The following is a 24,332-nucleotide window of genomic DNA, read 5'->3' as shown; positions in this document are numbered from 1 at the left end:
TTTACACACGCTCAAAGAAGGTGTTGACGTACGTCGGAGGCACAGTCGGGTAGAGCTTTGTTTCGACCGGCCGGGAGAAGTGGTGCCGACCGCTGTCGCTGCCATCCTCACCCGGCGTGAAGACACTGATTCTGCCGGCCTTGAGCGACGCGTTCGACGTGAACGAAACGGTGACACCCGGGCCGGTCACGTCCACCGCCAGTCGGTGTTCGGGCAGTGCACGCAGTGCAACGTCCGCCGTGACCGGTGGCCGCCACCCTTCCATGCGGAAGTCCTCGACCATGTAGAACTGAATGTGGCACTGCATGGTGTCACCCGGGCCGCCTTGCCAGTGATCGGGGAATCTCGGCAGGTCGAGCCGCAGCGTAACGGTTGGGTCCCAGCCGTCCAGATGCACCGAGCGCAGTCGAACGCCTGTCAGGTCCGGAACCTCGTCGTAGTGCGACTGAAGGTCAGGGTTCACTACGAGATCAGTCCACGTCATAGTAATAGTGTGCCTCTGTGCCGTCGATGACACCGTTGCGGGGGTCGTCCCCCGGTCGAACGTGCACGTGCGGCGGCTGATACCCGGGCTGCCCCGGCTGCTGGTGGCCGAACCAATGGTCTTGGTAGATGACGACGTCGCCGTTCGGCAGCTCGTACCACTCCTCCCTGTAGTAGATCGGCTGGTGGTCCGGTCCCATCAGCTGTCCGCCACCCTGCCAGTCGGGCTTCGTGGCCTTCACCCAGTCGTCCACGTACCACCAAGGCCAGTCCTCGGCGGCCGCGTTCTGGCTCGGGCAGTGGCCCCGCGGGATCCTTCCCTCCTCATTCGGCCCTCGCGACGATGCCCTCTCGCACGTACAAGGAGAGGGGGCATCGTTGCGTGTGATCCAGAGCTCGTCCCTGCGGGTTCCCGCTGGGCACTGCCGCAGCTTCGGCTCGCGTTCGCCCCCCGAAGCCTCCACAGTGCCACCAGATGACCGCGCCTAGACACAAGGCCACTCCACAGCATTGGCATCTCGGTCCGTCTCCCCCTGAGGCGACTCCTACAGTCATATGCTCAATGAAGGTGCAGACAGCGCGTAACTGGGGATAACCAGGGCGAGACGAAGGGAGTATTGATGAAAGAGAAGTCTCTGAAACAACTCCTCGAAGAGGCCCGCCGCCAGATCGAGGTCACCGAGGACGAGCTCGCCGAGGCGAAACGCCGAAGACAGCTTCTCGCCAACGCACTTGGACGCGCGTTTCCCGGATCAACCGTCTACTTCAACGGCAGTGTCGCCCACGGAGACGCCAACACTCCGCTGACGGATGTCGACCTCGGTGCCAAGCTGAGCCCGCAGGACGCGCAGGGCTTCGGACCCGACGGCGACGACGCGCTCCGCCTGATGGAGCGCGCGCGAGACGCCATACGGGAGGATCTGTCCGACGAGTTCCCCAAACTCACCGTAGAAGTCGCGGGTCGGCGGCGTGCCGTGCTCGTACGGTTCGGCGAACCGGTGACTGCGGACCAACCGGACTTCACAGCCGACGTGATGATCGCGATCCCGCACCCTTCCGGCAAGGGCCTCTTCATTCCCAACATGGAGATCGCCGACAAGTGGGACCGGGCCGATCCGATCACGCACACGAAGATGGTGCTGGATGCCATCGGCAAGACAGAGAACACGTTCGCCAGGACGGTGCGACTTCTGAAGCACTGGAACTGCACCCACAGCAAGCCGCTCTGCTCCTGGAACATCAAAGCGCTCGCGCTGGAATGCATCACGGCTCCGATGCCACTGGCCGAGGCGCTCCAAGCCTTCTTCACCCACGCGGCCCGAGAGCTTGAATCCGGGCAGACTAACGACCCGGCCGGTGTCGCCGGCCTCATCCCTCTCAACCTGCCGATCAGCGAAGTCCGCAAACGGCTCGACACAGCCCGGGAATACATCGACCTCGCCATAGAGCACGAGGCCGAGAATCGACCGCTGAGCGCCCAGCACGTCCTGAGCAAGATCTTCCCCGAGATCGTTCCGGATGCGGACCCCTCGCGGGAAGAGGCCGCCCGGCTCCGCCTGGACGTGGCCGTCACCGGGAGTGCAGCGTCCGGACTCGGGATGGTGGGCCCTCGAGTCACCCCCACCCGAGCCTGGGCGCCGTAGAGATGGGGATCTGGTACGGGGTTCAGCCTGTCTGGTGGGCCCCACTGGAACGGGACGCCCGGCACCGCTTCGGCGACGGCCTCCGGCATTCGTACGGCAAAGGTCGGCTCACCTACCGGTTGAGCGGACTCGACGTGATCGGCGAGCCGACTCCTGTGCCAGTGACCGTCTCCTTCTTCGAAGAGCCGCCCTACCCAACGTTCGGGCAGCACCCTCGGGACTTCCCGCGCGTCCACGCCAAACCCGGCGCCGCATCAAAGCACCGGCACGGCAGCGACGATGCCCTGTGCCTCTGGCAGCCGTACGATCCTGAGGAGCGGCGGTGGACCAGCGCGAAGGGCCTCCTCGACCTGTTCGAGATCATCCGGACACACCTGTTCATGGAGCACTGGTGGCGGCACACCGGCGGAAACGACGGAGGCGAATGGCTCATCGAGGACGCACCGCACGGCCTGCCGGGGAGTAGCACGTGGGCACCGTCGTCATCCTCTCGGCCACGGCGCAGGCGGGCAGTTGGACGTGGGCCCAGACCACCGCTCTGATCGTTCCCGTCATCGCACTGGTCGGCGTCTACATCACCTTCACCCTCAACCAGCGCGCAGCACGGCGTGAACGCCGTTCCAGAACGTTCGCCGAAGCGCTCACGGCGGTCGAGGAGTATCTGGAGATGCCGTACCGCATCCGCCGACGGCCGGCTTCTCCAGACGCCCGACGGGAGCTGACCGACGAGGCCAGCTCCCTTCTCGCCCGCATGGCCTTCCACCACGCCTGGCTCCAGATCGAAGCCTCGGCGGTCGCCGAACCCTACGCCGCCCTCGTTGCCGCCGCGCGCTCCGAGGCCGGTGCCCACATGAGCGAAGCCTGGCAGCAACCCCCCATCGACACCGACGGCGGCATGAACCTGGGCACCGCGTACTCCCGCGACCGCTCGAACGCGGCCCGAGCCGCCTGTATCGGGGTTATGCGTCGCCATCTGTGATCCAGGGGCCCGAGGTGCTGCCGTACCGCGCGCACATTCGGTGACAACCATCCCCGGCATGTGACAACCATCGCCGGGAGTCACACGCGCTCAGCGGCGGACGCGGGGCATGCCCAGGCCTATCCACGAGATGATCTCGCGCTGGATCTCGTTGTTGCCGCCGCCGAAGGTGAAGATGACCGCGCTGCGGTAGCCGCGTTCGAGCTCGCCGTGCAGGACCGCGCCGGCCGAGCCGTCCTTGAGGGGGCCGGCCGCGCCGACGACCTCCATCAGCCAGGCGTAGGCGTCGCGGCGGGCCTCCGAGCCGTACACCTTGACGGCGGAGGCGTCCTGCGGGGTGAGGGTGCCGGCCTCGACCGCGTTCACCATCTGCCAGTTGAGCAGCTTCATCGCGTCGAGGCGGGTGTGCGTGCGGGCGAGCCGGCCCCGGACCCAGGACAGGTCGATGACCCGTCGGCCGTCGGCGAGCTTCGTCGACGCGGCCCAGCGCTGGACGTCGTGGAGGGCCCGGATGGCCATCGTGCCGTGTGCGGCCAGGGTGACGCGCTCGTGGTTGAGCTGGTTGGTGATCAGGCGCCAGCCCTTGTTCTCCCCACCGACGCGGCGCGCGGCGGGGACGCGGATGTCCTCGTAGTAGCTGGCCGTGGTGTCGTGGGAGGCCAGGGTGTTGATGAGGGTGCAGGAGTAGCCGGGGTCCGAGGTCGGGACGAGGAGCATGGTGATGCCCTTGTGCGCGGGGGCGTCCGGGTCGGTGCGCACGGCCAGCCAGACCCAGTCGGCGGTGTCGCCGTTGGTGGTCCAGATCTTCTGTCCGTTGACGACGTAGGTGCCGGTCTCCTCGTCGCCCTCGCGGACCGCCTTGCACTTCAGCGCTGCGAGGTCGGTGCCCGCGTCGGGCTCGCTGTAGCCGATGGCGAAGTCGATCTCCCCGGAGAGGATCCGGGGCAGGAAGTAGGCCTTCTGCTCGTCGGTGCCGAACTGCATGATGGTCGGCCCGACCGTGTTGAGGGCCATCAGGGGAAGCGGTACGACCGCCTGCGCCGCCTCGTCGAAGAAGATGAACTGGTCCATCGGGGTCATCCCGCGGCCGCCGTACTCCTCGGGCCAGCCGACGCCGAGCCAGCCGTCGGCGCCGAGCCTGCGGATGGTCTCGCGGTAGAACCGCTTCTGGGCGGCCGGGTCCTCGTAGCGGGCGTAGACGTCCTCGGGGACCAGCTCGGCGAAGTAGGCGCGCAGCTCGGTGCGCAACTGCTGCTGCTCAGGCGTGTATTCGAGGTGCACGGCCCCTCCGGGGATCTGGCGGCCACAGCGGGATCGCTGCGATGGCGGCGGTCAGATTAGAACCTGTTGCAAGAATTCGGAAGGACCCGCGCGCGGGCCATTCGGCGCCGGCAGCCATACTGCGGCCATGACGAGCGCACGGAGCAGAGCGGAATTCTTCGTCGACCCCGAGCGCGAGGCCCGCTTCGGCGGCCCCGCGACCGGCGGTGAACGACCCATGCTGGCCGCCTTCCTGGCGGACCATCGGGCCACCCTGGCGCTCAAGTGCGCCGGGCTGGGCGCCGAGTTGGCGCTGCGGTCGGTGGAGCCGTCGACGCTCTCGCTGCTCGGGCTGGTGCGGCACATGGCGGACGTGGAGCGCCGCTGGTTCCGCGGCGTCCTGGCGGGTCAGGACGCCCCGCCGCGGTTCTCGTCCGACGCCGATCCCGACGGCGCCTTCGACGGCGCCCTGCCCGGCGACCCGGCGGCCGTCGAGGAGGCGTGGGCGGCCTGGCGCGACGAGGTGGCCTTCGCCGAACGGTTCACCGCCGAGGCACCGGACCTCGACGTCGAGGGCGACGACGGCTGGCGGGGCAGGGTGTCCCTGCGCTGGGTGCTGATCCACATGGTCGAGGAGTACGCCCGCCACAACGGCCACGCCGACCTGCTGCGCGAGCGGATAGACGGCGCCGTGGGCATCTGAGCCCGCCGCCTGCCGATGGTTCAGGTGTAGAGGTACAGGAGGTCGAAGCGGACGAGGTCCCGCGCCGTGTCGAAGAGGTACTCCCCCGACGGGTGCCCCTGCGCGCCCTCGTGGTTGGCGTACGCGTCGAACTGCCGGCTGTGCTGCCACGCCGCACCGGCCGGCGCGTACGGGGCCAGCTCGGGAGGCATCTCGGCCACAGCGGCCGCGGGCGCGAAGGCGTACTCCGCCCGCTCCGTGATCGCCGCCGCCCCGCCGGCCGCGAGGCGGGCGACGCCGACCAGGCGGATCCGCGCGTCGGGGCCCGGAATGGTCCGGCTCTCGGCGGACCCGGGCTTCTCGTCGATGTCGTAGCCCAGCCAGTGCGCCTCGACCGGCGTCCCGACGTACGGGCCGAAGCGCGCGTTCAGGGGGTCCAGGTCGGTGCGCACCTGCGGCCCGGGCCGGTCCGGTCCGGGCCACACGGCGTAGGCCGTGCCCGCGCCCGCGGTCAGCAGGGGGATCCCCGCGATCAGCAGGAAGCGCCTGCGGCTCGTGCGCCCCCGCGGCTCCTGCTGCCGCCCCGGTCCCCGCTGTGCGTCCACGGCCGCCCCCCGATGCCCCTCAGTTCAGGGCGCCGATCATAGCCGTGGCCGTCGCCGTCATCGCCGTGCGGGCCGCCGTCAGGTACGGCCGGGGGTCCGCCGCGGTGAGGTGGGTGCGGATGGCCTCCGTCATGGCCAGGTTCAGCGCGGTGCCGATGTTGACCTTGCGGATGCCTCCGGCGACGGCCGCCGCGAGCTCGGAGTCCGGCAGCCCGGACGAGCCGTGCAGGACCAGCGGGACCTCCACCGTCTTGGCCAGCCGGGCCAGCAGGGCGTGGTCGAGGGCGGCGGTCCGGCTGGTCATCGCGTGGCTGCTGCCGATGGCGACGGCCAGCGCGTCGACCCCGGAGTCGGCGACGAACCGCCGCGCCTCGTCGGGGTCGGTGCGGGCTCCGGGTGCGTGCGGGTCCAGCGGGGCGGCGCCGTTCTTGCCGCCCACCTCGCCCAGTTCGGCCTCGATCCACAGCCCGTTGGCGTGGGCCCAGTCGGCGGCCGAGCGGGTGGCCTCCAGGTTCTCGGCGTAGGGGAGCTGCGCCGCGTCGTACATCACCGAGCTGTATCCGGCGTCGCAGGCCTGCCGCAGCAGCTCGGGGCTCTTGACGTGGTCGAGGTGCAGGCCGACCGGGACCGTGGCCGCCTCGGCGCAGGCGGCGGCGGCCCGGGAGATCGGCAGCAGCCGTCCGCCGCGGAACTTCACGGCGTTCTCGCTGAGTTGGAGGATGACCGGCAGTCCGGCGGCCTCGGCGCCGGCGACGACGGCCTCGGCGTGCTCCAGCGTGATGATGTTGAAGGCGGCGACGGCACGGCCGGCGCCGGAGGCCTCCCGGACGAGTTCGCCCGCGCGCACGAGGGTCATCGGACCGCCTCCTCGCCCGTGGAGAGGATCACCGAGCGGGTCAGATGGCGCGGCGCGTCGGGGTCGAGCCCGCGGTCGGCGGCGACGGCGAGGGCGAGGCGGTGCACGCGGACCAGTTCGGCGAGCGGGTCGAGGCGCCCGGCCACCCAGTGGCCGCCCGTCCGGCCGACCTGCTCGGCGAGTCCGTCGGGGGCCTCGTCGAGCGACCAGGTGAGGGTGCCGGGCCCGGAGATGCTGACCGGCCCGTGCCGGTACTCCATCGCCGGGTAGGACTCGGCCCAGGACAGCGACGCCTCCCGCATCTTCAGGGCCGCCTCGTGGGCGAGCCCGACGCTCCAGCCGCGGCCGAGGAAGGTGAACTGGGACCGGCCCGCCAACTCGGCGGGGAGCGGCTCACCGAGGGCGGTGCGGGCGTCGGCGACGGCCGCGGCCGTGTGCAGCCCGACGTGGGCGCGCAGCAGGGTCAGGGCCGTGGTCGCGAAGCGGGTCTGCACGACGGACTGTTCGTCGGCGAAGTCGAGGACGACGAGCCCGTCCGCCAGCGCCGTCACCGGCGTCGCCGGATCGCCGACGACGGCGGTCGTGGGCACGTCCGCGTCCCGCAGTGCGGCCAGCAGCTCCAGGACCTCGGTGGTGGTGCCGGACCGGGTGAGGGCGACGACCCGGTCGTAGCGGCGGTGGCGCGGGAACTCCGATGCGGGGAAGGCGTCGGTCTCCCCCTGCCCGGCCCGCTCCCGCAGCGCGGCGGCCGCCTGGGCCATGTAGTACGAGGTTCCGCAGCCGACGATCGCGGTGCGCTCCCCCGGCTGCGGAAGCACCGTCCGCCGGGCCGGGGCCAGTTCGGCGGCCCGCTCCCAGCATGCGGGCTGCGTGCCCAACTCGTACGCGACGTGACTCATACAGGCTCCCTCGTGCGACAGACGGGTCTGAATGCGTTGTGCGTGGTGCGCCATGCGTTTTCCTGCAAGGTAGCGGGCACTTTCGCGCAACTTCAAGCAACCACGGGGTGATCTGCTGAGTTAGTGTCGCCGGGTGGCCCGACGGAGGCCATGGGACGAGCACGGGAGGGGGCGGCCGATGACCCGCAAGGAGCGCTGGCAGACACTGCTGGACCTGCTGGTGGAGCGGGGCGAGCTGGAGGTGGAGCCGGCGGCCGAGGCCCTCGGGGTGTCCGCCGCGACCATCCGCCGCGACCTCGACCAGCTCGCCGAGCAGCAGCTCCTGGTCCGCACGCGCGGCGGCGCGGTGGTGCACGGGGTCAGCTACGAACTCCCCCTGCGCTACCGGACGTCACGGCGCGCGGCCGAGAAGGGCCGGATCAGCGGGGCCGTGGCGGCCCTGATCACCCCGGGTGAGGTGATCGGTCTGACGGGCGGCACCACGACCACCGAGGTGGCGCGGGCCCTCGCCGGGCGGCCGGACCTGGCGCAGGGTGCTCCGGCGCTCACCGTGGTCACCAATGCCCTCAACATCGCGGGCGAACTGGTGATCCGGCCGCAGTTCAAGATCGTGCTGACGGGCGGCGTGGCCCGGCCCCAGTCGTACGAGCTGACGGGGCCGCTCGCCGAACAGGTGCTCGGGCAGCTCGCCGTGGACACGGCGGTGCTCGGCGTGGACGGCTTCGATCCGCAGGACGGCGCGGCGACCCGGCACGAGGACGAGGCGTCGGTCAACCGCCTGCTGTGCGAGCGCGCCCGCCGGGTGGTCGTGGCGGCGGACTCCAGCAAACTGGGGGTGCGCGCCTTCGCCCGTATCTGCGCGACCTCGTCCGTGCACGTCCTGGTGACGGACACGGGCCTGGCTCCGGCGGTGGGCCGGGCCTTCACCGCCGCGGGCGTGGAGGTGGTCACCGTGTGAGCGCCGGCCTTCAACGCCCGGGGCCACTCCCGTCAGTGGGCGGGCAGCCGCTCCGACTCCCGGACCAGGGCTGCCAGTACGGGGGCGATCAGCGGGTGGGTCTCGGCGCCGCGGCGGGTGGCCGCGAAGACCCGCCGGGTGGCGGCCGGCCCGGCGACCGGGCGGACCTCGACCTCCTTGAGGTCCATGCCGCGCAGGGCGGAGCGTGGTACGAGCGCCACCCCGGCGCCGGCTCCGACCAGTGCCGTCACGGCGCGGAAGTCGTCGGAGGAGTGCGCGAACCGCGGCTGGAAACCGGCCAGTTCGCACGCGAGCAGGGTCACGTCGTGGCACGGGTTGCCGGGGTACTGGCCCACCCAGTCCGAGTCGGACAGGTCCGCCAGCGAGACCGCGGGCAGATCGGCCAGCGGGTGCCCGGCGGGCAGCACCGCGTCGAAGGGCTCCGCGTAGAGCGGGAGGACGGAGAGCCGGCCGTCGTCGGCGCCCGGCGCGCCCCGGTACTCGACCGCGAGCGCGAGGTCCGCCTCGCCGTCCAGGAGCAGCGGCAGGCTCTGGTCGCCCTCGGCGTCCCGCACCCGCAGCCGGATCCCCGGGTGGTCGAGCGCGAGCCGGGCGATCGCGGGGGCGAGGACCTCGGCGATGCCCGTCGCGAAGGCGGCGACCGTGACCTCGCCGCCGGTGCCCTCCGCGTACGCCGCGAGTTCGGCCTCGGCCCGCTCCAGCTGCGCGAACACCTCGTGGGCGTGGCCGAGCAGGATCTCGCCGGCGGCGGTCAGCCGTACGCCGCGGCCGCTGCGGGTGAGCAGCGCGTGCCCCGTCTCCTGTTCCAGCGCCGCGAGCTGCTGGGAGACGGCGGAGGGGGTGAGGTACAGGGCTGCGGCCGCGGCGGTCACCGTACGGTGGTCCGCCACGGCCCGCAGGATGCGCAGCCGGCGGGGGTCGATCACCCCTCCATGATGTCAGCCCTGAGCAGCGGAAAGCGCCGCGCGGGCGTCGACGAACGCGGCGACCGCGCGCTCGACGTCGGCCGTGGAGTGGGCGGCCGAGAGCTGGACGCGGATGCGCGCCGCACCCATGGGCACCACCGGGTAGGAGAAGCCGATCACGTAGACGCCGCGCTCCAGGAGCAGCTCGGCCATCCGGCCGGCCTCCGCCGCGTCGCCGATCATCACGGGGGCGATGGCGTGGTCGCCGGGCAGGATCTCGAAGCCGGCCTCGGTCATCTTCGTACGGAAGAGGGCGGTGTTGGCGGCCAGGCGCTCGCGCAGGTCACCGGCCGATTCCAGCAGGTCGAGGACCTTGAGGGAGGCCGCCGCGATGACCGGGGCGAGGGAGTTGGAGAACAGGTACGGGCGCGAGCGCTGGCGCAGCAGCTCGACGATCTCGGCGCGCGCGGCGACGTAGCCGCCGGAGGCGCCGCCGAGGGCCTTGCCGAGGGTTCCGGTGATGATGTCGACGCGGTCCATGACGCCGTGCAGCTCGGGGGTGCCCCGGCCGCCGGGGCCGACGAAGCCGACGGCGTGCGAGTCGTCGACCATGACCATGGCGTCGTGGCGCTCGGCGAGGTCGCAGATCTCCTGGAGGGGGGCGACGTAGCCGTCCATGGAGAAGACGCCGTCGGTGACGATCAGCTTGCGGCGGGCGCCGCCCTCGGTGGCCTCCTTCAGGCGCGCCTCCAGCTCGGCCATGTCGCGGTTGGCGTAGCGGAAGCGACGGGCCTTGGACAGGCGGATGCCGTCGATGATGGAGGCGTGGTTGAGGGCGTCGGAGATCACCGCGTCCTCGGCGCCGAGGAGGGTCTCGAAGACGCCGCCGTTGGCGTCGAAGCAGGAGGAGTACAGGATGGTGTCCTCCTGGCCGAGGAAGGCCGAGAGGCGTGCCTCGAGCTCCTTGTGCACCTCCTGGGTGCCGCAGATGAAGCGGACGGAGGCCATGCCGTAGCCCCAGCGGTCCAAGGCGTCCTTCGCGGCTGCGACGACCTCCGGGTGGTCGGCCAGCCCCAGGTAGTTGTTGGCGCAGAAGTTGAGCACCTCGCCCGCGGTGCCGCCCGAGGTGACGGCGACGGCCGCGCTCTGCGGGGTGCCGATGACGCGCTCGGGCTTGTGCAGACCGGCGGAGCGGATCTCGTCGAGGGTGGTGCGGAGGTCGTCGCGGACGGTCTCGAACATGCTGCGTTCTCCTTGTGCGGCGGAGGGGGGCCGGGCCCCGCGGAGGGGGGAGGGTTGCGGGGCCCGGCCGGAGGGAGATGGTTCGTGGGGGACGGTGGAGGCGGCGGCTGCTACGCGGTCCAGTCCAGGATGATCTTTCCGCTCCGGGCGGTCGACGCCTCGTCGAAGGCGGCCTCGAAGTCGCGGTGGGAGTAGCGGCCGGTGATGACGGGGCTGAGGTCGAGGCCGCCCTCCAGGAGCACCGTCATCGCGTACCAGGTCTCGAACATCTCGCGGCCGTAGATGCCCTTGATCGTGATCATCGAGGTGACGACCTTCGCCCAGTCGACGGGGAACTCCGTCGCGGGCAGGCCGAGCATCGCGATCCGGCCGCCGTGCGTCATGTTGTCGATCATGTCGCGCACGGCCTCGCCGCGCCCGGACATCTCCAGGCCGATGTCGAAGCCCTCGCGCAGGCCGAGCTGCGCCTGCGCCGCGGCGATCGAGGACTCGGCGACGTTCACGGCGAGCGTGGCGCCCGCCTTGCGGGCGATCTCCAGCCGCTCGGGGCTCACGTCGGTGATGACGACGTTGCGCGCGCCGGCGTGCTTGGCGACGGCGGCCGCCATGATGCCGATCGGGCCGGCGCCGGTGATCAGCACGTCCTCGCCGACCAGCGGGAAGGACAGGGCGGTGTGCACGGCGTTGCCGAAGGGGTCGAAGATCGCGGCGACGTCCAGGTCCACGGCCGTGCGGTGCACCCACACGTTCTGCGCGGGCAGGACGACGTACTCGGCGAAGGCGCCGTCGCGGCCCACGCCGAGGCCGATCGTGCTGCGGCACAGGTGCCGGCGGCCGGCGAGGCAGTTGCGGCACTTGCCGCACACCAGGTGGCCCTCGCCGCTGACCAGCGCGCCGATTTCGATGTCCGCGACGTCCGCGCCGACCGCCGCGACCTCGCCGACGAACTCGTGGCCGAGGACGAGGGGGGTCTTGACCGCGCCCTGCGCCCAGCCGTCCCAGGAGCGGATGTGCAGGTCGGTTCCGCAGATGCCGGTGCGCAGCACCTTGATCAGCACGTCGCCGGGGCCGTACTCCGGCTCCGGGACGTCCATGAGCCACAGGCCGGGCTCGGCTTTGTGCTTGACGAGTGCCTTCATGGGTGGCTCCAGGCATGCGGAAGGGGGCGCCGTGGGCGTGCGGGGCCCGAGCGGCGTCGGTGACGGGCACCAATCTGCCGATCTCCGTGGTGATCAGTCCATCTAGACTTTCTTAAACGGGCCGACAGCGCAGCTTCACGAGCGTGTCTTCACGCCTATGCTCCTCCCTTGACGGGGCAGGGAAACGGGGAGGTGAGGGGCGTGCCGAGTCTGCGCAGCAGGGCGCTTTCGGTCGCCATGGCCGCGGTGGGCCGGCGAAGACGGTTCGCGAGCGCCGAGGCGGTGCGGGCCCGGGTCGCGTCGGCGGCCCGACGGCCCGCGTCGCATCTGCCGCCGCGCCGGCTGGGCCGGGTCGCGGACATCTCCCGGACCTTCGTCGGGGCCTGGCCGGTCTACGACGTCTCCCCTCGGGGGGCCGAGCCGTCGGCGCAGGTGCTGTACGTGCACGGCGGCGGCTACGTGGGCGAGCTGGAGCGCCCGCACTGGGAGCTGGTGCGGATCCTGGTGACGCGGGCCCGGGCGCGCGTCGTCGTACCGGCGTACGTCCTGGCTCCGCGCGGTACCGCGGACCGGACGGTCCCGGTCGCCACCGACCTGCTGAGCGGGCTGATCGCGGGCGGCGGGGACGGCGGGACGGTGCTGATCGGCGACTCGGCCGGGGCCGGGCTGGCCCTGGCGGCCGCACAGCGCCTGCGCGACCGGGACGGCGAGCAGCCGTCGCGGATCGTGCTGGTCTCGCCCTGGCTGGACGTGACGATGAGCCATCCGGACCAGGCGGCGATCGAGGCGGCCGATCCGGTGCTGGCCCGGGCCGGGCTGGCCGAGGCGGGACGGCTGTACGCGGGGACGCTGGCCGCCGAGGACCCCCTGGTGAGCCCGCTGCGGGGAACGCTCGGGGGGCTGGCGCCGCTGACGGTGTTCTCCGGCACCCGGGACCTGCTCGCGACGGACAGCAGGGAGCTGGTGCGCCGGGCCCGTGCGGAGGGGACCGAGGTGGAGTTCCACGAGGCGGCGGGGCTGCCGCACGGATACCCGCTGCTGCCGGTTCCGGAGGGGCGGGCGGCGCGGCAGCGGATCGTCGAGCTGGTCAGGTCCGCGGACGAGCTGTGAGGCCGCCCGCACGGACACGGGTCACGCCGTGCAGGTCATCAGGGAGCTGATCGGCCAGGCGCGGTAGGCCGTCCAGTAGGCGTCGTCGCGTACGGGGTCGGCGGGCGGCGTCCGGTTCGGCTGCCAGCCGACGGTGACGAAGCCCGCTTCGACGGCCGCCTCGGCGAGGTCGGCGTGGGCCCATTCGCGGAATTCGAAGGGCACGGGCGGCTCGGTCAGGAAATGGGCCTTCAGCAGGGGTGCGTCGCCGTCGCGCACCCGGTCGAGAATGCGGACGCCGTACGGCGACCAGTCCACCCTGGGGAACGCGCCGGCGTTGGGGACGATGGCGAGCAGTCGGCCGCCGGCGCGCAGGTTGGCGCGGACGGACCGGAACATCGCGTGCAGGGTCCGGCGGTCGGGCGCGTAGCTGAACACGTACGCGGCGGTGGCGAGGTCGAAGGGGCCGAGGTCGGGCAGGCCGGCGGCGTCGGCGACGAGGTACTCGACGTCGCTGCGGTCCTTCGTGGCCTCGTGCTCGCGGGCCAGCCGGATCATCTCCTCGGAGACGTCCACGCCGACGGTGCGCCGGGCGCCGCCGCGGGCCAGCAGCCGGGTGTTGTAGCCGTAGCCGCAGGCCAGGTCGAGGGCGTCGAGGCCGCGCAGGCCGCCGAGCGCGTCGAGGGCCCCGTGCAGGGTGTAGGTGTCGGCCGCGGAGAAGGCGGCCGTGCTCGTGGACTCCGCGTAGCGCTCGCCGATGGTGTCGTACTGGAACCGCATGCTCTGCCTTCCGGGGGCCTGCCGGGGGGTGTGACGCGTGCGTATCGTGCCCCGCGGCCCGGACGGGTGGCCGCCCGCACACCCGTCCGCCCCCGGACGTCCCCCGGACGAGGGAAGCGGTCGGCCTAGCGTGCGGGCGGTGCGACCGGGGACGGTCCGGGCCCCGCCGTCATGAGCTCGCGGGCGCGGCCGCGCAGCCACGCGTGCGCGGGGTCCGCGTCGTGGCGCGGGTGCCACGCCATGCCGAAGGGCAGCACGGGCAGGTCGAGGGGGACCTCGAAGGTCTCCAGGCCCAGCGCGGTGGCGAGCGGCACGGCCCGGGCGGTCAGCAGTCCCACGAGGTCGCTCTCGCGCAGGACGAACAGGGAGGCGGGGAAGCTGCCGACGCTGCCCACCACCCTCCGGGACAGGCCCCGTTCGCCGAGGGCGGTGTCCACCGGGCCCTCCAGGCGGCCGCGCCGGGAGGCGATGAGGTGATCGGCCGCGGCGAAGCGGCGCGCCGTGGGGCGGCCGCGCAGCAGCGGGTGGCCGGGGCGTACGACGGCCACCATCCGGTCGTCGTAGAGGTGCTCGACGTGGACCTCCGGCGAACGGGTGTCGATGACGCCGAGTTCCAGGTCGGCGACGCCTTCGCGCAGCGCCGGCACCTCCACGTGGCTCTCGGCGAGGAAGCGCAGCCGCACCCCGGGCGCCTCCCGGGCCACCCGGCCGAGGAGGGCGGCCCCGGTGACGGCGGTGAAGGCGTCGTTGGCCAGCACGGTGAAGGTGCGGGTGAGGGTGGGCAGGTCGACCTGGCCGCCGCTGAGGAAGAGGGCCCGGGCCCGTTCCACGACCGACCGGACCTCGCCGCGTACGGCCAGCGCGTGCGGAGTGGGCACCATGGCCCGCCCGGCGCGGACCAGGACCGGGTCGCCCAGGGCCTTGCGGATGCGGCCGAGGGTGCGGCTCATGGCGGGCTCGGACAGGTGCAGGCGCGCCGCCGCCCGGGACACGCTCGACTCCTCCAGGAGCACGTCGAGGGCGACGAGGAGATTCAGGTCGAGCCCGGATTGCGTCACACGCATGGATCCCTTGCAGAACTTGCACTGGAAAGCAGGTCACGCCGACTCTACGGTGCATCAGGGGGATGGCGCCGCCCGTCCCACCCACTCCCACTCGATTCCGACTCCCAGGAGGAGCCGTGCTCCGCCATGCCGTCCCGCGGGACCCGAAGGCCGGCCCGTACGCGACGTCCCTCTCCCGGCCCGCCCTGCTCGTCCTGTGCGCCTGCGTCCTGACCGCCCAGGCCCTGGTCGCCGCCGTCAACCTGCTCGTCCCCCAGCTCGCCGCCTCCGACCTGCGCCCGGACGCCGGCGAGCTGCTCTGGTCGGTGGACGCCTACGTCGTCGTCTTCGCCGCCCTGCTGATCCCCGCCGGGGCGCTCGGCGACCGCCACGGCCGCAAGGGCGCCCTGCTCGCCGGCCTGGGCCTCTTCGCCGCGGGCGCGGCCGTCAGCGCGCTCGCCCCGGTCCCGGCCGTACTGATCGCCGGGCGCGGGCTGTGCGGGGCCGGCGCGGCCCTGATCATGCCCGCGACGATGTCCGTGCTGATCCACCTGAGCCCGCCGGAGGCCCGCGGCCGGGCCCTGGCCACCTGGACGCTCGCCGTGGGCCTCGGCGGCCTCGCCGGCAACGTCGGCGGCGGCCTCGCCGGCGAGTACCTGACCTGGCGGGCCCTGTTCTGGGCCGTCGTCCCGCTCGGCGCGCTGCTCGCCCTCGCCGTCGCCCGCACGGTCCCCCGGACGCCCGCGCGGCCCGACGCGGCCGTCGACCCCCTGGGCACGGTGCTCCTCGCCGGGGCGCTGGTCTCGGTGGTCCACGGGATCATCGAGGGGCCCTCGTACGGCTGGGTCTCGGCCCGCGTGCTGACCGCCTTCGGCGCGGGCGCGGTGCTCCTCGCCGCCTTCACCGGGCACGCGCTGCGCGCGGCCCGCCCGTTGCTGGACCCGCGGATCTTCGCCTCGCGCCGGCTCCGCGCGGGGACGCTCGGCATCGCCGCCGGCTTCTTCGGGATGTTCGCGCTGTTCTACGTCAACGGGCAGTACCTGCAGTACGCGAAGGGGTTCACGGCGGCCCGGGCGGGCCTGGCGATCGTCCCGCTGACCGTCGGGATGGCCCTGCTGCCGCGGTTCGGCGCGCGGCTGGAGGAGCGCACCGGGCCCCGGCTTCCGGTGGGCGCCGGACTCGGTCTGATCGGGGCGGGCCTGCTGCTGGTCTCCACGGCCGACGCGGGCACCCCGTACGCCCTGTACGCCCTCTACCTGCTGGTCCTGTCGGCCGGCGCGGGCCTGTCCGCGCCCTCGCTGACCCTGACGGTGGTCGGCGCCCTGCCCGCGCACCAGGCCGGGCTCGGCTCCGGCCTGAACACCGCCGCCCGGGAGGTCGGCGCCGCGCTGGGCGTGGCCGTGGTCGGTACGGCGCTGGCCTCCCGTTTCCACGGCGACGCCCTGGACCCGGCCGGGGCCGCCGCCTTCACCGAGGCGATGGGGACCGCGCTGCGCACCGTGGCCGTGGTGCTCCTGTTCGCGTCGGCGGCGGTGGTCGCGGGGCTGCGCGGGACGGGCCGGCGCGGCTCCCGATGAGGCCCCGGCGGCGGCCCGTACCATCCCGGGCGCCGGGATGCCGATGCCGTCGCCGATGGCGCATCCTGACTGTGTGATGGCGAGAGCGGACAGCGTCGGCGCCGCCACCGACGCCGTGGTCCAGGCGCTCGCCCGGGCCGCCGTGAGCGCCGTGGAGGCCGTGGGCGGATACGCGGGCGGGGTCTACCTGCGCTCGCGCTCCGGCGAGCTCCTGCAGCTGGCCCTGTTCACGGGGCTGCCGCTGCCGCTGTTCCGGCCGTGGTGGCGGATGCAGGTCAACCGGCCCTTTCCGGTGGCCGAGGCCTACCGCTCGGGACAGGCCGTGCACCTCGTCGACGCCGCGTCGGCCATGAGCCGCTTCCCTCAGCTGGTCGCCGGACTGCCCTTCCCCTTCGCCTCGCTGTACGAGCCCGTGACCGCGGGCCGGGAGCGGTTCGGCGTGCTGCTGGTGCTGCGTCCGGCGACCCCCGGTGTGCCGGTCGGGGCCCGGGACCGCCGGCGGCTCCGGGAAGCCGCGGAGGGGCTGGCGCAGGAGCTGTCGGCACTGTCGGCGGCCGGGGAACCGGTGGCGTGGGAGGCGGACCCGGTGGCCGTGCCGGCTCCGCCCGCGGAGGCCGAGGCCGAGGCCGGGGCGCCGGGCGCCCGACGCGCCGTGGACCGGCTCGCGCAGGCGGTGCTCTCCCTGGACCGGCAGGGCCGGATCGGCTTCGTCAATTCCGCGGCGGAGCACCTGCTGGGCGTCGGTCCCGGGCAGCTGCACGGGCGGCTGCTGTGGGAGGCGGTGCCGTGGCTCGGACACTCCTCGCACGACGACCACTTCCGGGCCGTCTTCATGTCCTCGGAGCCGGTGCACTTCTCCGCCCGGCGCGGCCGGCATCCGCCGGGCGACTGGCTGTCGGTGGGCCTCTACCCGGCGTCGGACGGCGTGACCGTGACGATCGGCACGGCCGATCCGCCCTCCTACGCGCCTGCGGCGACGGCAGATCCCGGCACGGGTTCCCCGGCCGAGCAGGCGTCCGCGCTGTACCGGCCGGTGGCCCTCGCCATCGCGCTGACGGAGGCGGTGACGGCCCGGCAGGTGTCGGCGGTGGTCACCGAGGAGCTGCTGCCCGCCTTCGGCGGCCGCCAGCTCGCGATCTACCTGCTGGACGAACGGCATCTGCACCTGGCCTGGGAGACCGGTTTCCCGCAGGGCTTCCTGAACCGGTTCGACGGGGTCGCGCTCGACGTCAGGTTGCCGGGCGTGGAAACGCTGACCACGGGCCGGCCGCTGTTCTTCGAGTCGATGCAGCGGCTGGCCGCCGCCTATCCGGGCATTCCGCTGGACGCCGACGTCGGAGCGCGCGCCTTCCTGCCGCTGATCGCCTCCGGCCGGCCGGTCGGCTCGTGCATCCTCGGCTTCGACGCGCCCCGCGGCTTCAGCCCCGAGGAGCGCACCGTGCTGACGGCGCTGGCCGGACTGATCGCGCAGGCCCTGGCGCGGGCCCGGCGCTACGACAGCGAGGCGGCGCTCGCGCACGGGCTGCAGGCGGCGCTGCTGCCGCACCGGCTGCCGGTGCGGCAGCACGTGGACGCGGTCGGCCGCTACCTGCCCGGCTCCGCGGGCATGGACGTGGGCGGCGACTGGTACGACGTCGTCGAGACCGGATCGGGCCGGCTGGCCCTGGTCATCGGCGACGTCCAGGGCCACGGCGTGGCCGCCGCCGCGACCATGGGCCAGCTCCGCAGCGCCGTACGGGCCTTCGCGCTCGCCGGCAGCACACCGGAGCAGGTGATGCGCGGCACCAACCGGCTGCTCATCGATCTCGACCCGGGCCAGTTCGCCAGTTGCTGCTACGTGGTGCTCGACCCGGCGTCCGGCTCCGCGCAGGCCGTCCGCGCCGGGCACCCGCAGCCGCTGCTGCGCCGTCCCGACGGCCGGACGGAGGTGCTGGAGCTGGCGGGCGGGGTGGTGCTCGGGGTCGACCCGGAGGCCACCTACCCCGTCACGGAGCTGCGGCTGGCGCCGGGCGCGGTGCTCGCCCTCTACACGGACGGCCTGGTGGAGCTGCCCGGCGTCGACATCGACGAGGGGGTGGAGCGGCTGCGGCTGGCACTGGCGTCGGGCCCGCCGGTCCCCCTGGCCGAGACCGCCGACCGGCTGATCGGCAACGCCGCCGACCGGCCGGACGACATCGCCCTCCTGCTCGCGTGCCTCACGGCTTAGGTCCTGTCGTCAAAGTGGCGCCGGTCAGGCCCGCGGTGTCCGGTGCCGTGCATCGCAAGGCGGAGGGGCGCCCGAGTACTGGACGTACTGGGGCGCCCCGACAACGCGGCGAGGTGCGGTGCCGGGCGCCGCGGGCCAGGTGCAACCTTGACGACAGGGCCTAGTCTTCTGAGTCAGGAATTCTGTTCAGATAGCTGGTGAGGCGTTCAAGGATTTCGTCCGCGGTCCTGGTCCAGACGTAGGGCTTGGGATCGCTGTTCCACGCGGCGATCCAGGTCCGGATGTCCTGTTCCAGGGCCTGGACGGTCTTGTGAACGCCTCGCCGTATCTGCTTGTTCGTCAGCTCCGCGAACCATCGCTCCACCAGATTCAGCCAGGACGACCCGGTGGGTGTGAAGTGCAGGTGGAATCGGGGATGGGCCAGCAGCCAGGTCTTGATGGCCGGGGTCTTGTGGGTGGCGTAGTTGTCCAGCACCAGGTGGATCTCCACGTCGGCCGGGACTTCCTTGTCGAGCTTGATGAGGAACTTCTTGAACTCCTCGGCGCGGTGGCGGCGGTGGAGTGAGCCGATCACCTTGCCGGTGCCGACCTCGAGGGCGGCGAAGAGGGTGGTGGTGCCGGCGCGGACGTAGTCGTGCGTGACCCGCTGCGGGACACCGGGCATCATCGGCAGGACGGGCTGCGAGCGGTCCAGCGCCTGGATCTGGGATTTCTCGTCCACGCAGAAGACCAGGGCCCGTTCCGGCGGGTCGAGGTAGAGGCCGACGACGTCGTGGACCTTGTCGACGAAGTACGGGTCCGTCGACAGCTTGAAGGTTTCCGAGCGGTGCGGCTGCAGGCCGAACGCCCGCCAGATCCGTGACACGGTCGACTGCGACAGGCCTGTCTCCTTCGCCATCGACCGCGTCGACCAGTGCGTGGCGTCCTTCGGTGTCGACTCCAGCGTCCTGGTGACCAGCGCGGCGACCTGCTCGTCCGTGACCGACCGTGGACCGCCGGATCGCGGCATGTCTCCGAGGCCGGCGATCCGGTGCTCGACGAACGTCGCACGCCACCGGCCCACCGCATGCGCGGTCGAGCCGAGCCGGGCTGCCACGTCCTTGTTCGAAGCGCCTTCCGCACAGGCCAGAATGATCCGGCAGCGAAGTGCCCACGCCTGCGGCGTGGAACGGCGCCGCACCCACTCCTCGAGTGCGGCCCGCTCCTCATCCGACAACGTCAACTCGGCCTTCGGCCGCCCCGTCCGCGCCATAAACCAAGCCTACACATCTGAACAGAATTCCTGACTCAGAAGACTAGGGGGCGTCCGCTCCGTGGGGCCGTTCGAAGGCCTGCAGGATTCCGCCGACCGAGAAGCACAGGGCGCCGCACAGCGTCCCCCAGTTGGCGACGCCCACGTCGACCAGACTGCCGGTGGCGGGCCGGGTGAAGGCGGCCAGGGCCGAGACCATGAACAGCACCGAGCCCAGCTGGTTCACCGCGACGACCCACCAGCCGAGGCTGCGCGAGCGCAGGCAGGGCCAGGGGCGGTGGCAGATCTCGACGAACGCCAGGTGCCCCGAGAGCAGGAAGAGCAGGCATCCGATCATGTCGGGGGTCCAGACGAGCCGGTTGGTCTGCTGGGCGGTGAGCCCCTGGAGGAAGGAGTCCAGGAGGTTGACGCCGAACACGAGCGTTCCGACGAACAGCACGAAGGTGCTCAGCCAGTCCAGGCGCATCGGCTCGTACCCCCACCACTTCCAGCGGGTGATGACCAGCCGGTCGCCCTCGGGGGTGTGCCGGGGTCCGTTGAGGACCTGCAGGAGCGAGACGTAGCCGCCGGTGTTGAAGAACAGGCCTCCCGCGAAGTAGATCGCGGCGCTCTCGGCCGTGTCGCCCCAGCCGAACTGGGCCACGGCCGCGCCGAGGGCGAAGAGCGCTCCCCCGATGACGAACGCCGCGGAGGCGATGGCGTTGAGCCGGCGCAGGCGGGCCAGGGCCGCGGCACCGGCCGTCGCCGTCGTGGCCGCCGTCCCCCCGGGCCCCCGGACCGCGAGCGTTCCGCGCCGGCGGGCGGCCCGCGACTCCCACACGACCGTGCCGCCTTCGGGGAGCTGCCAGGTGCGCCGGGTGGTGAAGGGGCCCGCGCCCTCGGTGCGCTGCTGGGGCAGTTCCACGTCCTCAGCCCGCCTCGGTCGTCCGCTTTTCCATGCCGGCCAGGGTGAGCGCGGTGTTGACCAGGCCGACGTGGCTGAACGCCTGCGGGAAGTTGCCGAGTTGGCGCCCGGAGACGGGGTCGTACTCCTCGGCGAGGAGCCCCACGTCGTTGCACACCGTCAGCAGCCGTTCGAAGAGGGCGCGGGCCTCGTCCTCCCGGCCCGTCAGATGCAGGGCGTCGGCGAGCCAGAACGAGCAGGCGAGGAAGGCTCCTTCGTCGCCGGGCAGTCCGTCGTCCGTGTCGGCGGTGCTGTAGCGGCGCACCAGGCCGCTGCGGCCGAGTTCGGCGCGCACGGCGTCGACGGTGCCGGTGACGCGGGGGTCGTCGGGCGGGAGGAATCCGACCCGGGGGATGAGCAGGGTCGCCGCGTCGAGTTCGCGCGAGCCGTAGTACTGGGTGAAGGTGCCCCGCTCGGGGTCGAAGCCCTTCTCGCACACGTCGCGGTGGACAGCGTCGCGCATGGCCCGCCAGCGGTCCACGTCGCCGGGCAGCGAGGGGTCGCCCTCCAGGGTCCGCACGGCCCGGTCGGCGGCCACCCAGGCCATCACCTTGGAGTGCACGAAGTGCCGTCGGGGGCCGCGCACCTCCCACAGGCCCTCGTCGGGCCGGCGCCAGTTCTGTTCCAGGAAGTCCAGGAGCACGAGCTGGATGCGCCAGGAATGCGCTTCGGCGGGCAGCCCGGCGGACCGGGCCAGGTGCAGGGAGTCCATCACCTCCCCGTAGACGTCGAGCTGGAGCTGTTCGACGGCCGCGTTGCCGACGCGGACGGGCGCGGATCCGGCGTAGCCGCGCAGCCAGGGCAGTTCGCTCTCGGGGATCCGCCGCTCGCCGCCGAGCCCGTACATGATCTGCAGGTCGGCGGGGGCGCCGGCGACCGCGCGCAGGAGCCACTCGCGCCAGGCGCGGGCCTCGTCGAGGAAGCCGGTGGTGAGGAGGGAACCGAGGGTGAGGGTGGCGTCGCGCAGCCAGCAGTAGCGGTAGTCCCAGTTGCGGACGCCGCCGAGTTCCTCGGGCAGGGAGGTGGTGGCGGCGGCGACGATGCCGCCGGTCGGGGCGTAGGTGAGGGCCTTGAGGGTGATCAGGGAGCGGGTGACGGCTTCCTTGTAGGGGCCGTCGTAACGGCATTGGGAGGCCCACTCGCGCCAGTCGGTGAGGCTGCACTCCAGCGCCTCGAAGGGGTCGGTGGGTTCGGGCCGGGGGTCGTGCGAGGGGTGCCAGGTCAGGACGAAGGCGACGCGGCGGCCGGCGGTCACGGGGAACTGGGAGCGGGTGCTGTTGTCCTCGCCCCAGGTGCGGACGGGGGGTTCGCTGCGGAACCAGGCCGAGTCGGGCCCGGCGACGGCGACCCGCTCGCCGTCGCTGCGGCGCACCCAGGGCACGACGTGGCCGTAGTCGAAGCGCAGGCGGAGGGTGCTGAGCATCCTGACGGTCCCGCTGATGCCCTCGACGATGCGGACGACGTCGGGGGCGACGTCCCGCTGGGGCATGAAGTCGATGACCTTGACGGTGCCGGTCTCGGTCTCCCAGTAGGACTCCAGGACCAGGGAGCCGTCGATGTAGGCGCGGCGGGTGCAGCGCTCGCCGTCGGCGGCGCCGAGGGGGGCGATGCGCCAGTGGCCGTTCTCCTCGTCCCCGAGGAGCTTGGCGAAGCAGGCGGCCGAGTCGAAGCGCGGCAGGCACAGCCAGTCGATGGACCCGTCGCGACCGACGAGCCCGCTGGTCATGAGGTCGCCGATGAGAGCGTAGTCCTCGATGGGTTGTGTCATTTGAGCGCTCTTCCCGCGAATGTCCGGGGCCAATCAGCCGGAGCCCCGGACACCCCCGAGCGGCGCGCCCGGGATCACCGCGACGGCACGTCTCAGTGACGTACGAGGAGCATGACGGAGGCGAGGACGACGCCGAGGGCGAGGGCGAGGGCGCCGTGGGCGAGGCGGTGGGCGCGCACGACGGGGAGGAGGGCGTCGACGGCGTACCGGCCGGGGCCGGTGAGGGCGAGGGCCGCGGCGGCAGCGGTCAGCAGGAGTTCGTACTCGATGCCGGCGGGCGCGAAGAAGGAGCCCGTGCCGTGGACGGCGATGGCGTTGATGAGGGTGCCGACGACGGCGGCGCCTGCGAGCGGGGTGAGGATGCCAGCGGCGAGTCCGAGTCCGCCGAGGGTCTCGGTCAGGCCGGCGAGGAGGGCCATGGCCTCGCCGGCGGGGTAGCCGCTGGCGGTGAAGAACTGGCCGGTGCCGTCGATGCCGCCGCCGCCGAACCAGCCGAAGAGCTTCTGGGCCCCGTGTCCGGCCATGGTGAGACCGAGGACGAGGCGCAGGAGCAGCAGGCCGGTGTCGTGGCCGGGGGTGGAGGGGGCCGCGGGCCGGGAGGGCGCGGTGGCGGGCGCGGCGGCCTGCCGCTGCGTGGCGGTGGCGGAGGGGCTGGTCATCGTGGGGGTCCTTCCGGTCGTGCGGCCCGGGGAGGCAGGTGCAGAGTTGTTCAAATTCGAACCGCTGGCCATGGACCCTAACCGGTGATTCAAATTCGAACAACCCGTGTAGGGTGGGGGCATGGCTGAACCGAGATGGCTGGACGAGCGTGAGATGCGCGCCTGGAGCGGGTTCCTGGCGGCCTCGGCCCTGGTGAACCGGCGCCTCGACCAGCAGCTCAAGGACGAGTCGGGACTGTCGCACCCGCAGTACGAGATCCTCGTACGCCTCGCCGCGGCCCCGGGGCGGGAGCTGCGGATGACCGAGCTCGCCAACGGTCTGATCAATTCGAAGAGCGGCCTGACCTATCAGGTCACCCAGATGGAGAAGGCCGGACTGGTCCGCCGCCGCAGCTGCCCCTCGGACGTGCGCGGGGTGTTCGCCGTGCTCACCGACGCCGGCAGCGCGAAGCTGGAGGAGGCCGCACCGGGTCACGTGGCCACGGTGCGCGAGGTGCTGGTCGACGTACTGACGCCGGCGCAGCTGGACGCGCTCGCCGAGGGGCTGGGCGAGGTCGGGCGCCGCCTGCGCGCGCAGGGCGCCTGAGCGGTCCTGCCCGCCCGCCAGGCATCAGGACCCGGATCCGGGGTATAGGGGCGCCATGGACGGAAAGGTCTGGCTCGTCGTCGGCACGGTCCTGATGGTGGGGGTCGCGGTCGCCGCCGCCGTGCTGTTCTTCCGGGTGCTCAAGGCGCGGCGGCTGCTGACCGACGCGGGCATCCCGTTGCAGGACAAGGCGCTGTTCTGGGCCGCCCTGATCTACACCGTCTCCCCCGTGGACCTGATTCCGGACCCGGTGTACCTGGACGACATCGGCGTCCTGATGCTGGCGCTGCGCTCGCTGCACGCGGCGGCTGCCGCGGGCCGCCCGTCCAAGGAGCCGGGCGTGGACGTGAGCCCCCGCCTCTGAACCGGGCTCCGCCCGCTCAGACGTGCTGGTCCACCAGGACCGGGTTGCCGTCCGGGTCGAGGACGAGGAAACTGCCCGGCCCCGAACCCGACTCGTCGGCCTCCGTCAGGAACTCCACGCCGCGCGCCTTCAGCTCCCGCTGGAGGTCCCGCACGTCGGTGAAGGAGCCGACGGAGGCAGCGCTCTGGTCCCAGCCCGGGTTGAAGGTGAGCATGTTCTTCTCGAACATGCCCTGGAACAGCCCGATGACGTGGTCGCCGTTCCGCAGGATCAGCCAGTTCTGTGCGGGGTCCCCGCCGGAGGCGGTGAAGCCGAGCTTCTCGTAGAACACCCGGGAGGCGTCGATGTCCCGCACGGACAGACTCACGGAGAACGCACCGAGATCCATGCGCA

Annotated in this window: 25 protein-coding genes; 9 read left to right on the top strand and 16 right to left on the bottom strand. The window is 72.5% G+C overall.

From position 1 onward, the window contains the following. Nucleotide 1: 1 nt before the first annotated feature. Together AC2RP6_RS34020 and AC2RP6_RS34015 are read right to left on the bottom strand one after the other, a co-directional pair. A complete protein-coding gene (locus AC2RP6_RS34020; protein ID WP_486449674.1) occupies nucleotides 2-484 on the bottom strand; it encodes an Imm50 family immunity protein in 483 nt (160 codons plus the stop codon). After that, nucleotides 471-737, bottom strand: coding sequence for an HNH/endonuclease VII fold putative polymorphic toxin (locus tag AC2RP6_RS34015; RefSeq protein WP_486449673.1), 267 nt, complete (start codon nucleotides 735-737; stop codon nucleotides 471-473). The genes AC2RP6_RS34020 and AC2RP6_RS34015 overlap by 14 nt, the downstream gene beginning before the upstream one ends. 366 nt (nucleotides 738-1,103) lie before the next feature. Here AC2RP6_RS34015 and AC2RP6_RS34010 point away from each other — a divergent pair, with 366 nt between their 5' ends. Together AC2RP6_RS34010 and AC2RP6_RS34005 are read left to right on the top strand one after the other, a co-directional pair. Further along, complete coding sequence (locus AC2RP6_RS34010; protein ID WP_486449672.1) at nucleotides 1,104-2,126, top strand: hypothetical protein; 1,023 nt, start codon at nucleotides 1,104-1,106, stop codon at nucleotides 2,124-2,126. A gap of 469 nt (nucleotides 2,127-2,595) precedes the next feature. Beyond that, nucleotides 2,596-3,105 carry a hypothetical protein gene (locus AC2RP6_RS34005; protein ID WP_486449671.1) on the top strand — a complete coding sequence of 170 codons (510 nt, stop codon included), beginning with the start codon at nucleotides 2,596-2,598 and terminating at the stop codon, nucleotides 3,103-3,105. Nucleotides 3,106-3,195: 90 nt separating this feature from the next. Here AC2RP6_RS34005 and AC2RP6_RS34000 read toward each other — a convergent pair whose 3' ends face one another. Further along, nucleotides 3,196-4,386, bottom strand: a complete 1,191-nt coding sequence (locus AC2RP6_RS34000) for an acyl-CoA dehydrogenase family protein (RefSeq protein WP_486449670.1) — start codon at nucleotides 4,384-4,386, stop codon at nucleotides 3,196-3,198. Between the two features lie 127 nt (nucleotides 4,387-4,513). Here AC2RP6_RS34000 and AC2RP6_RS33995 point away from each other — a divergent pair, with 127 nt between their 5' ends. Then, nucleotides 4,514-5,068 carry a DinB family protein gene (locus AC2RP6_RS33995; protein WP_486449669.1) on the top strand — a complete coding sequence of 185 codons (555 nt, stop codon included), beginning with the start codon at nucleotides 4,514-4,516 and terminating at the stop codon, nucleotides 5,066-5,068. 20 nt (nucleotides 5,069-5,088) lie between these two features. Here the strand turns inward: AC2RP6_RS33995 and AC2RP6_RS33990 are convergent, their stop codons facing one another. From AC2RP6_RS33990 to AC2RP6_RS33980, 3 genes are read right to left on the bottom strand one after another with little or no spacing between them, the layout of a single operon-like run. Next, nucleotides 5,089-5,652, bottom strand: a complete 564-nt coding sequence (locus tag AC2RP6_RS33990) for a hypothetical protein (RefSeq protein WP_486449668.1) — start codon at nucleotides 5,650-5,652, stop codon at nucleotides 5,089-5,091. A gap of 19 nt (nucleotides 5,653-5,671) precedes the next feature. Next, a complete protein-coding gene (locus AC2RP6_RS33985; RefSeq protein ID WP_486449667.1) occupies nucleotides 5,672-6,508 on the bottom strand; it encodes a class II fructose-bisphosphate aldolase in 837 nt (278 codons plus the stop codon). After that, nucleotides 6,505-7,407 carry an SIS domain-containing protein gene (locus AC2RP6_RS33980; protein WP_486449666.1) on the bottom strand — a complete coding sequence of 301 codons (903 nt, stop codon included), beginning with the start codon at nucleotides 7,405-7,407 and terminating at the stop codon, nucleotides 6,505-6,507. The genes AC2RP6_RS33985 and AC2RP6_RS33980 overlap by 4 nt, the downstream gene beginning before the upstream one ends. A gap of 178 nt (nucleotides 7,408-7,585) precedes the next feature. Here AC2RP6_RS33980 and AC2RP6_RS33975 point away from each other — a divergent pair, with 178 nt between their 5' ends. Next, nucleotides 7,586-8,365 (top strand): DeoR/GlpR family DNA-binding transcription regulator, encoded by a 780-nt coding sequence (locus tag AC2RP6_RS33975; protein WP_486449665.1) that lies wholly within the window; start codon nucleotides 7,586-7,588, stop codon nucleotides 8,363-8,365. A gap of 32 nt (nucleotides 8,366-8,397) precedes the next feature. Here AC2RP6_RS33975 and AC2RP6_RS33970 read toward each other — a convergent pair whose 3' ends face one another. From AC2RP6_RS33970 to tdh, 3 genes are all read right to left on the bottom strand, one after another. Then, a complete protein-coding gene (locus tag AC2RP6_RS33970; protein WP_486449664.1) occupies nucleotides 8,398-9,312 on the bottom strand; it encodes a LysR family transcriptional regulator in 915 nt (304 codons plus the stop codon). A gap of 12 nt (nucleotides 9,313-9,324) precedes the next feature. Continuing rightward, on the bottom strand, nucleotides 9,325-10,533 hold the full coding sequence (locus AC2RP6_RS33965; protein ID WP_486449663.1) for a glycine C-acetyltransferase: 1,209 nt from the start codon (nucleotides 10,531-10,533) through the stop codon (nucleotides 9,325-9,327). 110 nt (nucleotides 10,534-10,643) lie between these two features. Continuing rightward, the gene (gene tdh, locus AC2RP6_RS33960) at nucleotides 10,644-11,672 is read right to left on the bottom strand and encodes an L-threonine 3-dehydrogenase (RefSeq protein WP_486449662.1); all 1,029 of its coding nucleotides are present in this window, start codon (nucleotides 11,670-11,672) and stop codon (nucleotides 10,644-10,646) included. A gap of 201 nt (nucleotides 11,673-11,873) precedes the next feature. Between tdh and AC2RP6_RS33955 the strand changes: the two genes are divergently transcribed. Then, entirely contained in the window at nucleotides 11,874-12,782 is a 909-nt protein-coding gene (locus AC2RP6_RS33955) for an alpha/beta hydrolase fold domain-containing protein (RefSeq protein WP_486449661.1), read from the top strand. A gap of 21 nt (nucleotides 12,783-12,803) precedes the next feature. Here AC2RP6_RS33955 and AC2RP6_RS33950 read toward each other — a convergent pair whose 3' ends face one another. Next, nucleotides 12,804-13,541, bottom strand: coding sequence for a class I SAM-dependent methyltransferase (locus AC2RP6_RS33950; RefSeq protein WP_486449660.1), 738 nt, complete (start codon nucleotides 13,539-13,541; stop codon nucleotides 12,804-12,806). A gap of 125 nt (nucleotides 13,542-13,666) precedes the next feature. After that, nucleotides 13,667-14,605, bottom strand: coding sequence for a LysR family transcriptional regulator (locus AC2RP6_RS33945; RefSeq protein WP_486449659.1), 939 nt, complete (start codon nucleotides 14,603-14,605; stop codon nucleotides 13,667-13,669). 62 nt (nucleotides 14,606-14,667) lie between these two features. Here AC2RP6_RS33945 and AC2RP6_RS33940 point away from each other — a divergent pair, with 62 nt between their 5' ends. After that, a complete protein-coding gene (locus tag AC2RP6_RS33940; RefSeq protein WP_486449658.1) occupies nucleotides 14,668-16,161 on the top strand; it encodes an MFS transporter in 1,494 nt (497 codons plus the stop codon). Between the two features lie 76 nt (nucleotides 16,162-16,237). After that, a complete protein-coding gene (locus AC2RP6_RS33935; protein ID WP_486450545.1) occupies nucleotides 16,238-18,367 on the top strand; it encodes a PP2C family protein-serine/threonine phosphatase in 2,130 nt (709 codons plus the stop codon). Nucleotides 18,368-18,527: 160 nt separating this feature from the next. On the opposite strand, the gene AC2RP6_RS33930 is transcribed toward AC2RP6_RS33935, so the two are convergent. The 4 genes from AC2RP6_RS33930 to AC2RP6_RS33915 all read right to left on the bottom strand — a co-directional run bounded on the left by AC2RP6_RS33930 (nucleotide 18,528) and on the right by AC2RP6_RS33915 (nucleotide 22,989). Next, the gene (locus AC2RP6_RS33930) at nucleotides 18,528-19,619 is read right to left on the bottom strand and encodes an IS630 family transposase (protein ID WP_486449657.1); all 1,092 of its coding nucleotides are present in this window, start codon (nucleotides 19,617-19,619) and stop codon (nucleotides 18,528-18,530) included. 43 nt (nucleotides 19,620-19,662) lie between these two features. Then, nucleotides 19,663-20,523, bottom strand: a complete 861-nt coding sequence (locus tag AC2RP6_RS33925; protein WP_486449656.1) for a hypothetical protein — start codon at nucleotides 20,521-20,523, stop codon at nucleotides 19,663-19,665. A 4-nt stretch (nucleotides 20,524-20,527) separates the two neighbouring features. Beyond that, entirely contained in the window at nucleotides 20,528-22,330 is a 1,803-nt protein-coding gene (locus AC2RP6_RS33920) for a glycoside hydrolase family 15 protein (protein WP_486449655.1), read from the bottom strand. A 92-nt stretch (nucleotides 22,331-22,422) separates the two neighbouring features. Further along, entirely contained in the window at nucleotides 22,423-22,989 is a 567-nt protein-coding gene (locus AC2RP6_RS33915; RefSeq protein WP_486449654.1) for a DoxX family protein, read from the bottom strand. A gap of 121 nt (nucleotides 22,990-23,110) precedes the next feature. Here AC2RP6_RS33915 and AC2RP6_RS33910 point away from each other — a divergent pair, with 121 nt between their 5' ends. After that, nucleotides 23,111-23,575, top strand: coding sequence for a MarR family winged helix-turn-helix transcriptional regulator (locus AC2RP6_RS33910; RefSeq protein ID WP_486449653.1), 465 nt, complete (start codon nucleotides 23,111-23,113; stop codon nucleotides 23,573-23,575). A gap of 55 nt (nucleotides 23,576-23,630) precedes the next feature. Next, nucleotides 23,631-23,939, top strand: coding sequence for a YkvA family protein (locus AC2RP6_RS33905; protein WP_486449652.1), 309 nt, complete (start codon nucleotides 23,631-23,633; stop codon nucleotides 23,937-23,939). A 16-nt stretch (nucleotides 23,940-23,955) separates the two neighbouring features. Here the strand turns inward: AC2RP6_RS33905 and AC2RP6_RS33900 are convergent, their stop codons facing one another. After that, the gene (locus AC2RP6_RS33900) at nucleotides 23,956-24,327 is read right to left on the bottom strand and encodes a VOC family protein (protein WP_486449651.1); all 372 of its coding nucleotides are present in this window, start codon (nucleotides 24,325-24,327) and stop codon (nucleotides 23,956-23,958) included. Nucleotides 24,328-24,332 lie beyond the last annotated feature (5 nt).

It is taken from the genome of Streptomyces sp. WAC03905, assembly GCF_057371075.1.
Note: the sequence above shows the minus strand (reverse complement) of the source record. Positions and strands in the feature narration are given on the sequence as shown.

Excerpts from the sequence above, each read along its gene's own strand:
- AC2RP6_RS33920 (WP_486449655.1), bottom strand. The coding sequence starts at position 22,330 with ATGACACAACCCATCGAGGACTACGCTCTCATCGGCGACCTCATGACC.
- AC2RP6_RS33935 (WP_486450545.1), top strand. The coding sequence starts at position 16,238 with ATGGCGAGAGCGGACAGCGTCGGCGCCGCCACCGACGCCGTGGTCCAG.
- AC2RP6_RS33985 (WP_486449667.1), bottom strand. The coding sequence starts at position 6,508 with ATGACCCTCGTGCGCGCGGGCGAACTCGTCCGGGAGGCCTCCGGCGCC.
- AC2RP6_RS33965 (WP_486449663.1), bottom strand. The coding sequence starts at position 10,533 with ATGTTCGAGACCGTCCGCGACGACCTCCGCACCACCCTCGACGAGATC.
- tdh (WP_486449662.1), bottom strand. The coding sequence starts at position 11,672 with ATGAAGGCACTCGTCAAGCACAAAGCCGAGCCCGGCCTGTGGCTCATG.
- AC2RP6_RS33945 (WP_486449659.1), bottom strand. The coding sequence starts at position 14,605 with ATGCGTGTGACGCAATCCGGGCTCGACCTGAATCTCCTCGTCGCCCTC.
- AC2RP6_RS33940 (WP_486449658.1), top strand. The coding sequence starts at position 14,668 with ATGGCGCCGCCCGTCCCACCCACTCCCACTCGATTCCGACTCCCAGGA.
- AC2RP6_RS34010 (WP_486449672.1), top strand. The coding sequence starts at position 1,104 with ATGAAAGAGAAGTCTCTGAAACAACTCCTCGAAGAGGCCCGCCGCCAG.
- AC2RP6_RS33930 (WP_486449657.1), bottom strand. The coding sequence starts at position 19,619 with ATGGCGCGGACGGGGCGGCCGAAGGCCGAGTTGACGTTGTCGGATGAG.
- AC2RP6_RS33980 (WP_486449666.1), bottom strand. The coding sequence starts at position 7,407 with ATGAGTCACGTCGCGTACGAGTTGGGCACGCAGCCCGCATGCTGGGAG.
- AC2RP6_RS33975 (WP_486449665.1), top strand. The coding sequence starts at position 7,586 with ATGACCCGCAAGGAGCGCTGGCAGACACTGCTGGACCTGCTGGTGGAG.
- AC2RP6_RS33915 (WP_486449654.1), bottom strand. The coding sequence starts at position 22,989 with ATGACCAGCCCCTCCGCCACCGCCACGCAGCGGCAGGCCGCCGCGCCC.
- AC2RP6_RS33900 (WP_486449651.1), bottom strand. The coding sequence starts at position 24,327 with ATGGATCTCGGTGCGTTCTCCGTGAGTCTGTCCGTGCGGGACATCGAC.
- AC2RP6_RS33950 (WP_486449660.1), bottom strand. The coding sequence starts at position 13,541 with ATGCGGTTCCAGTACGACACCATCGGCGAGCGCTACGCGGAGTCCACG.
- AC2RP6_RS33910 (WP_486449653.1), top strand. The coding sequence starts at position 23,111 with ATGGCTGAACCGAGATGGCTGGACGAGCGTGAGATGCGCGCCTGGAGC.
- AC2RP6_RS33995 (WP_486449669.1), top strand. The coding sequence starts at position 4,514 with ATGACGAGCGCACGGAGCAGAGCGGAATTCTTCGTCGACCCCGAGCGC.
- AC2RP6_RS34020 (WP_486449674.1), bottom strand. The coding sequence starts at position 484 with ATGACGTGGACTGATCTCGTAGTGAACCCTGACCTTCAGTCGCACTAC.
- AC2RP6_RS33905 (WP_486449652.1), top strand. The coding sequence starts at position 23,631 with ATGGACGGAAAGGTCTGGCTCGTCGTCGGCACGGTCCTGATGGTGGGG.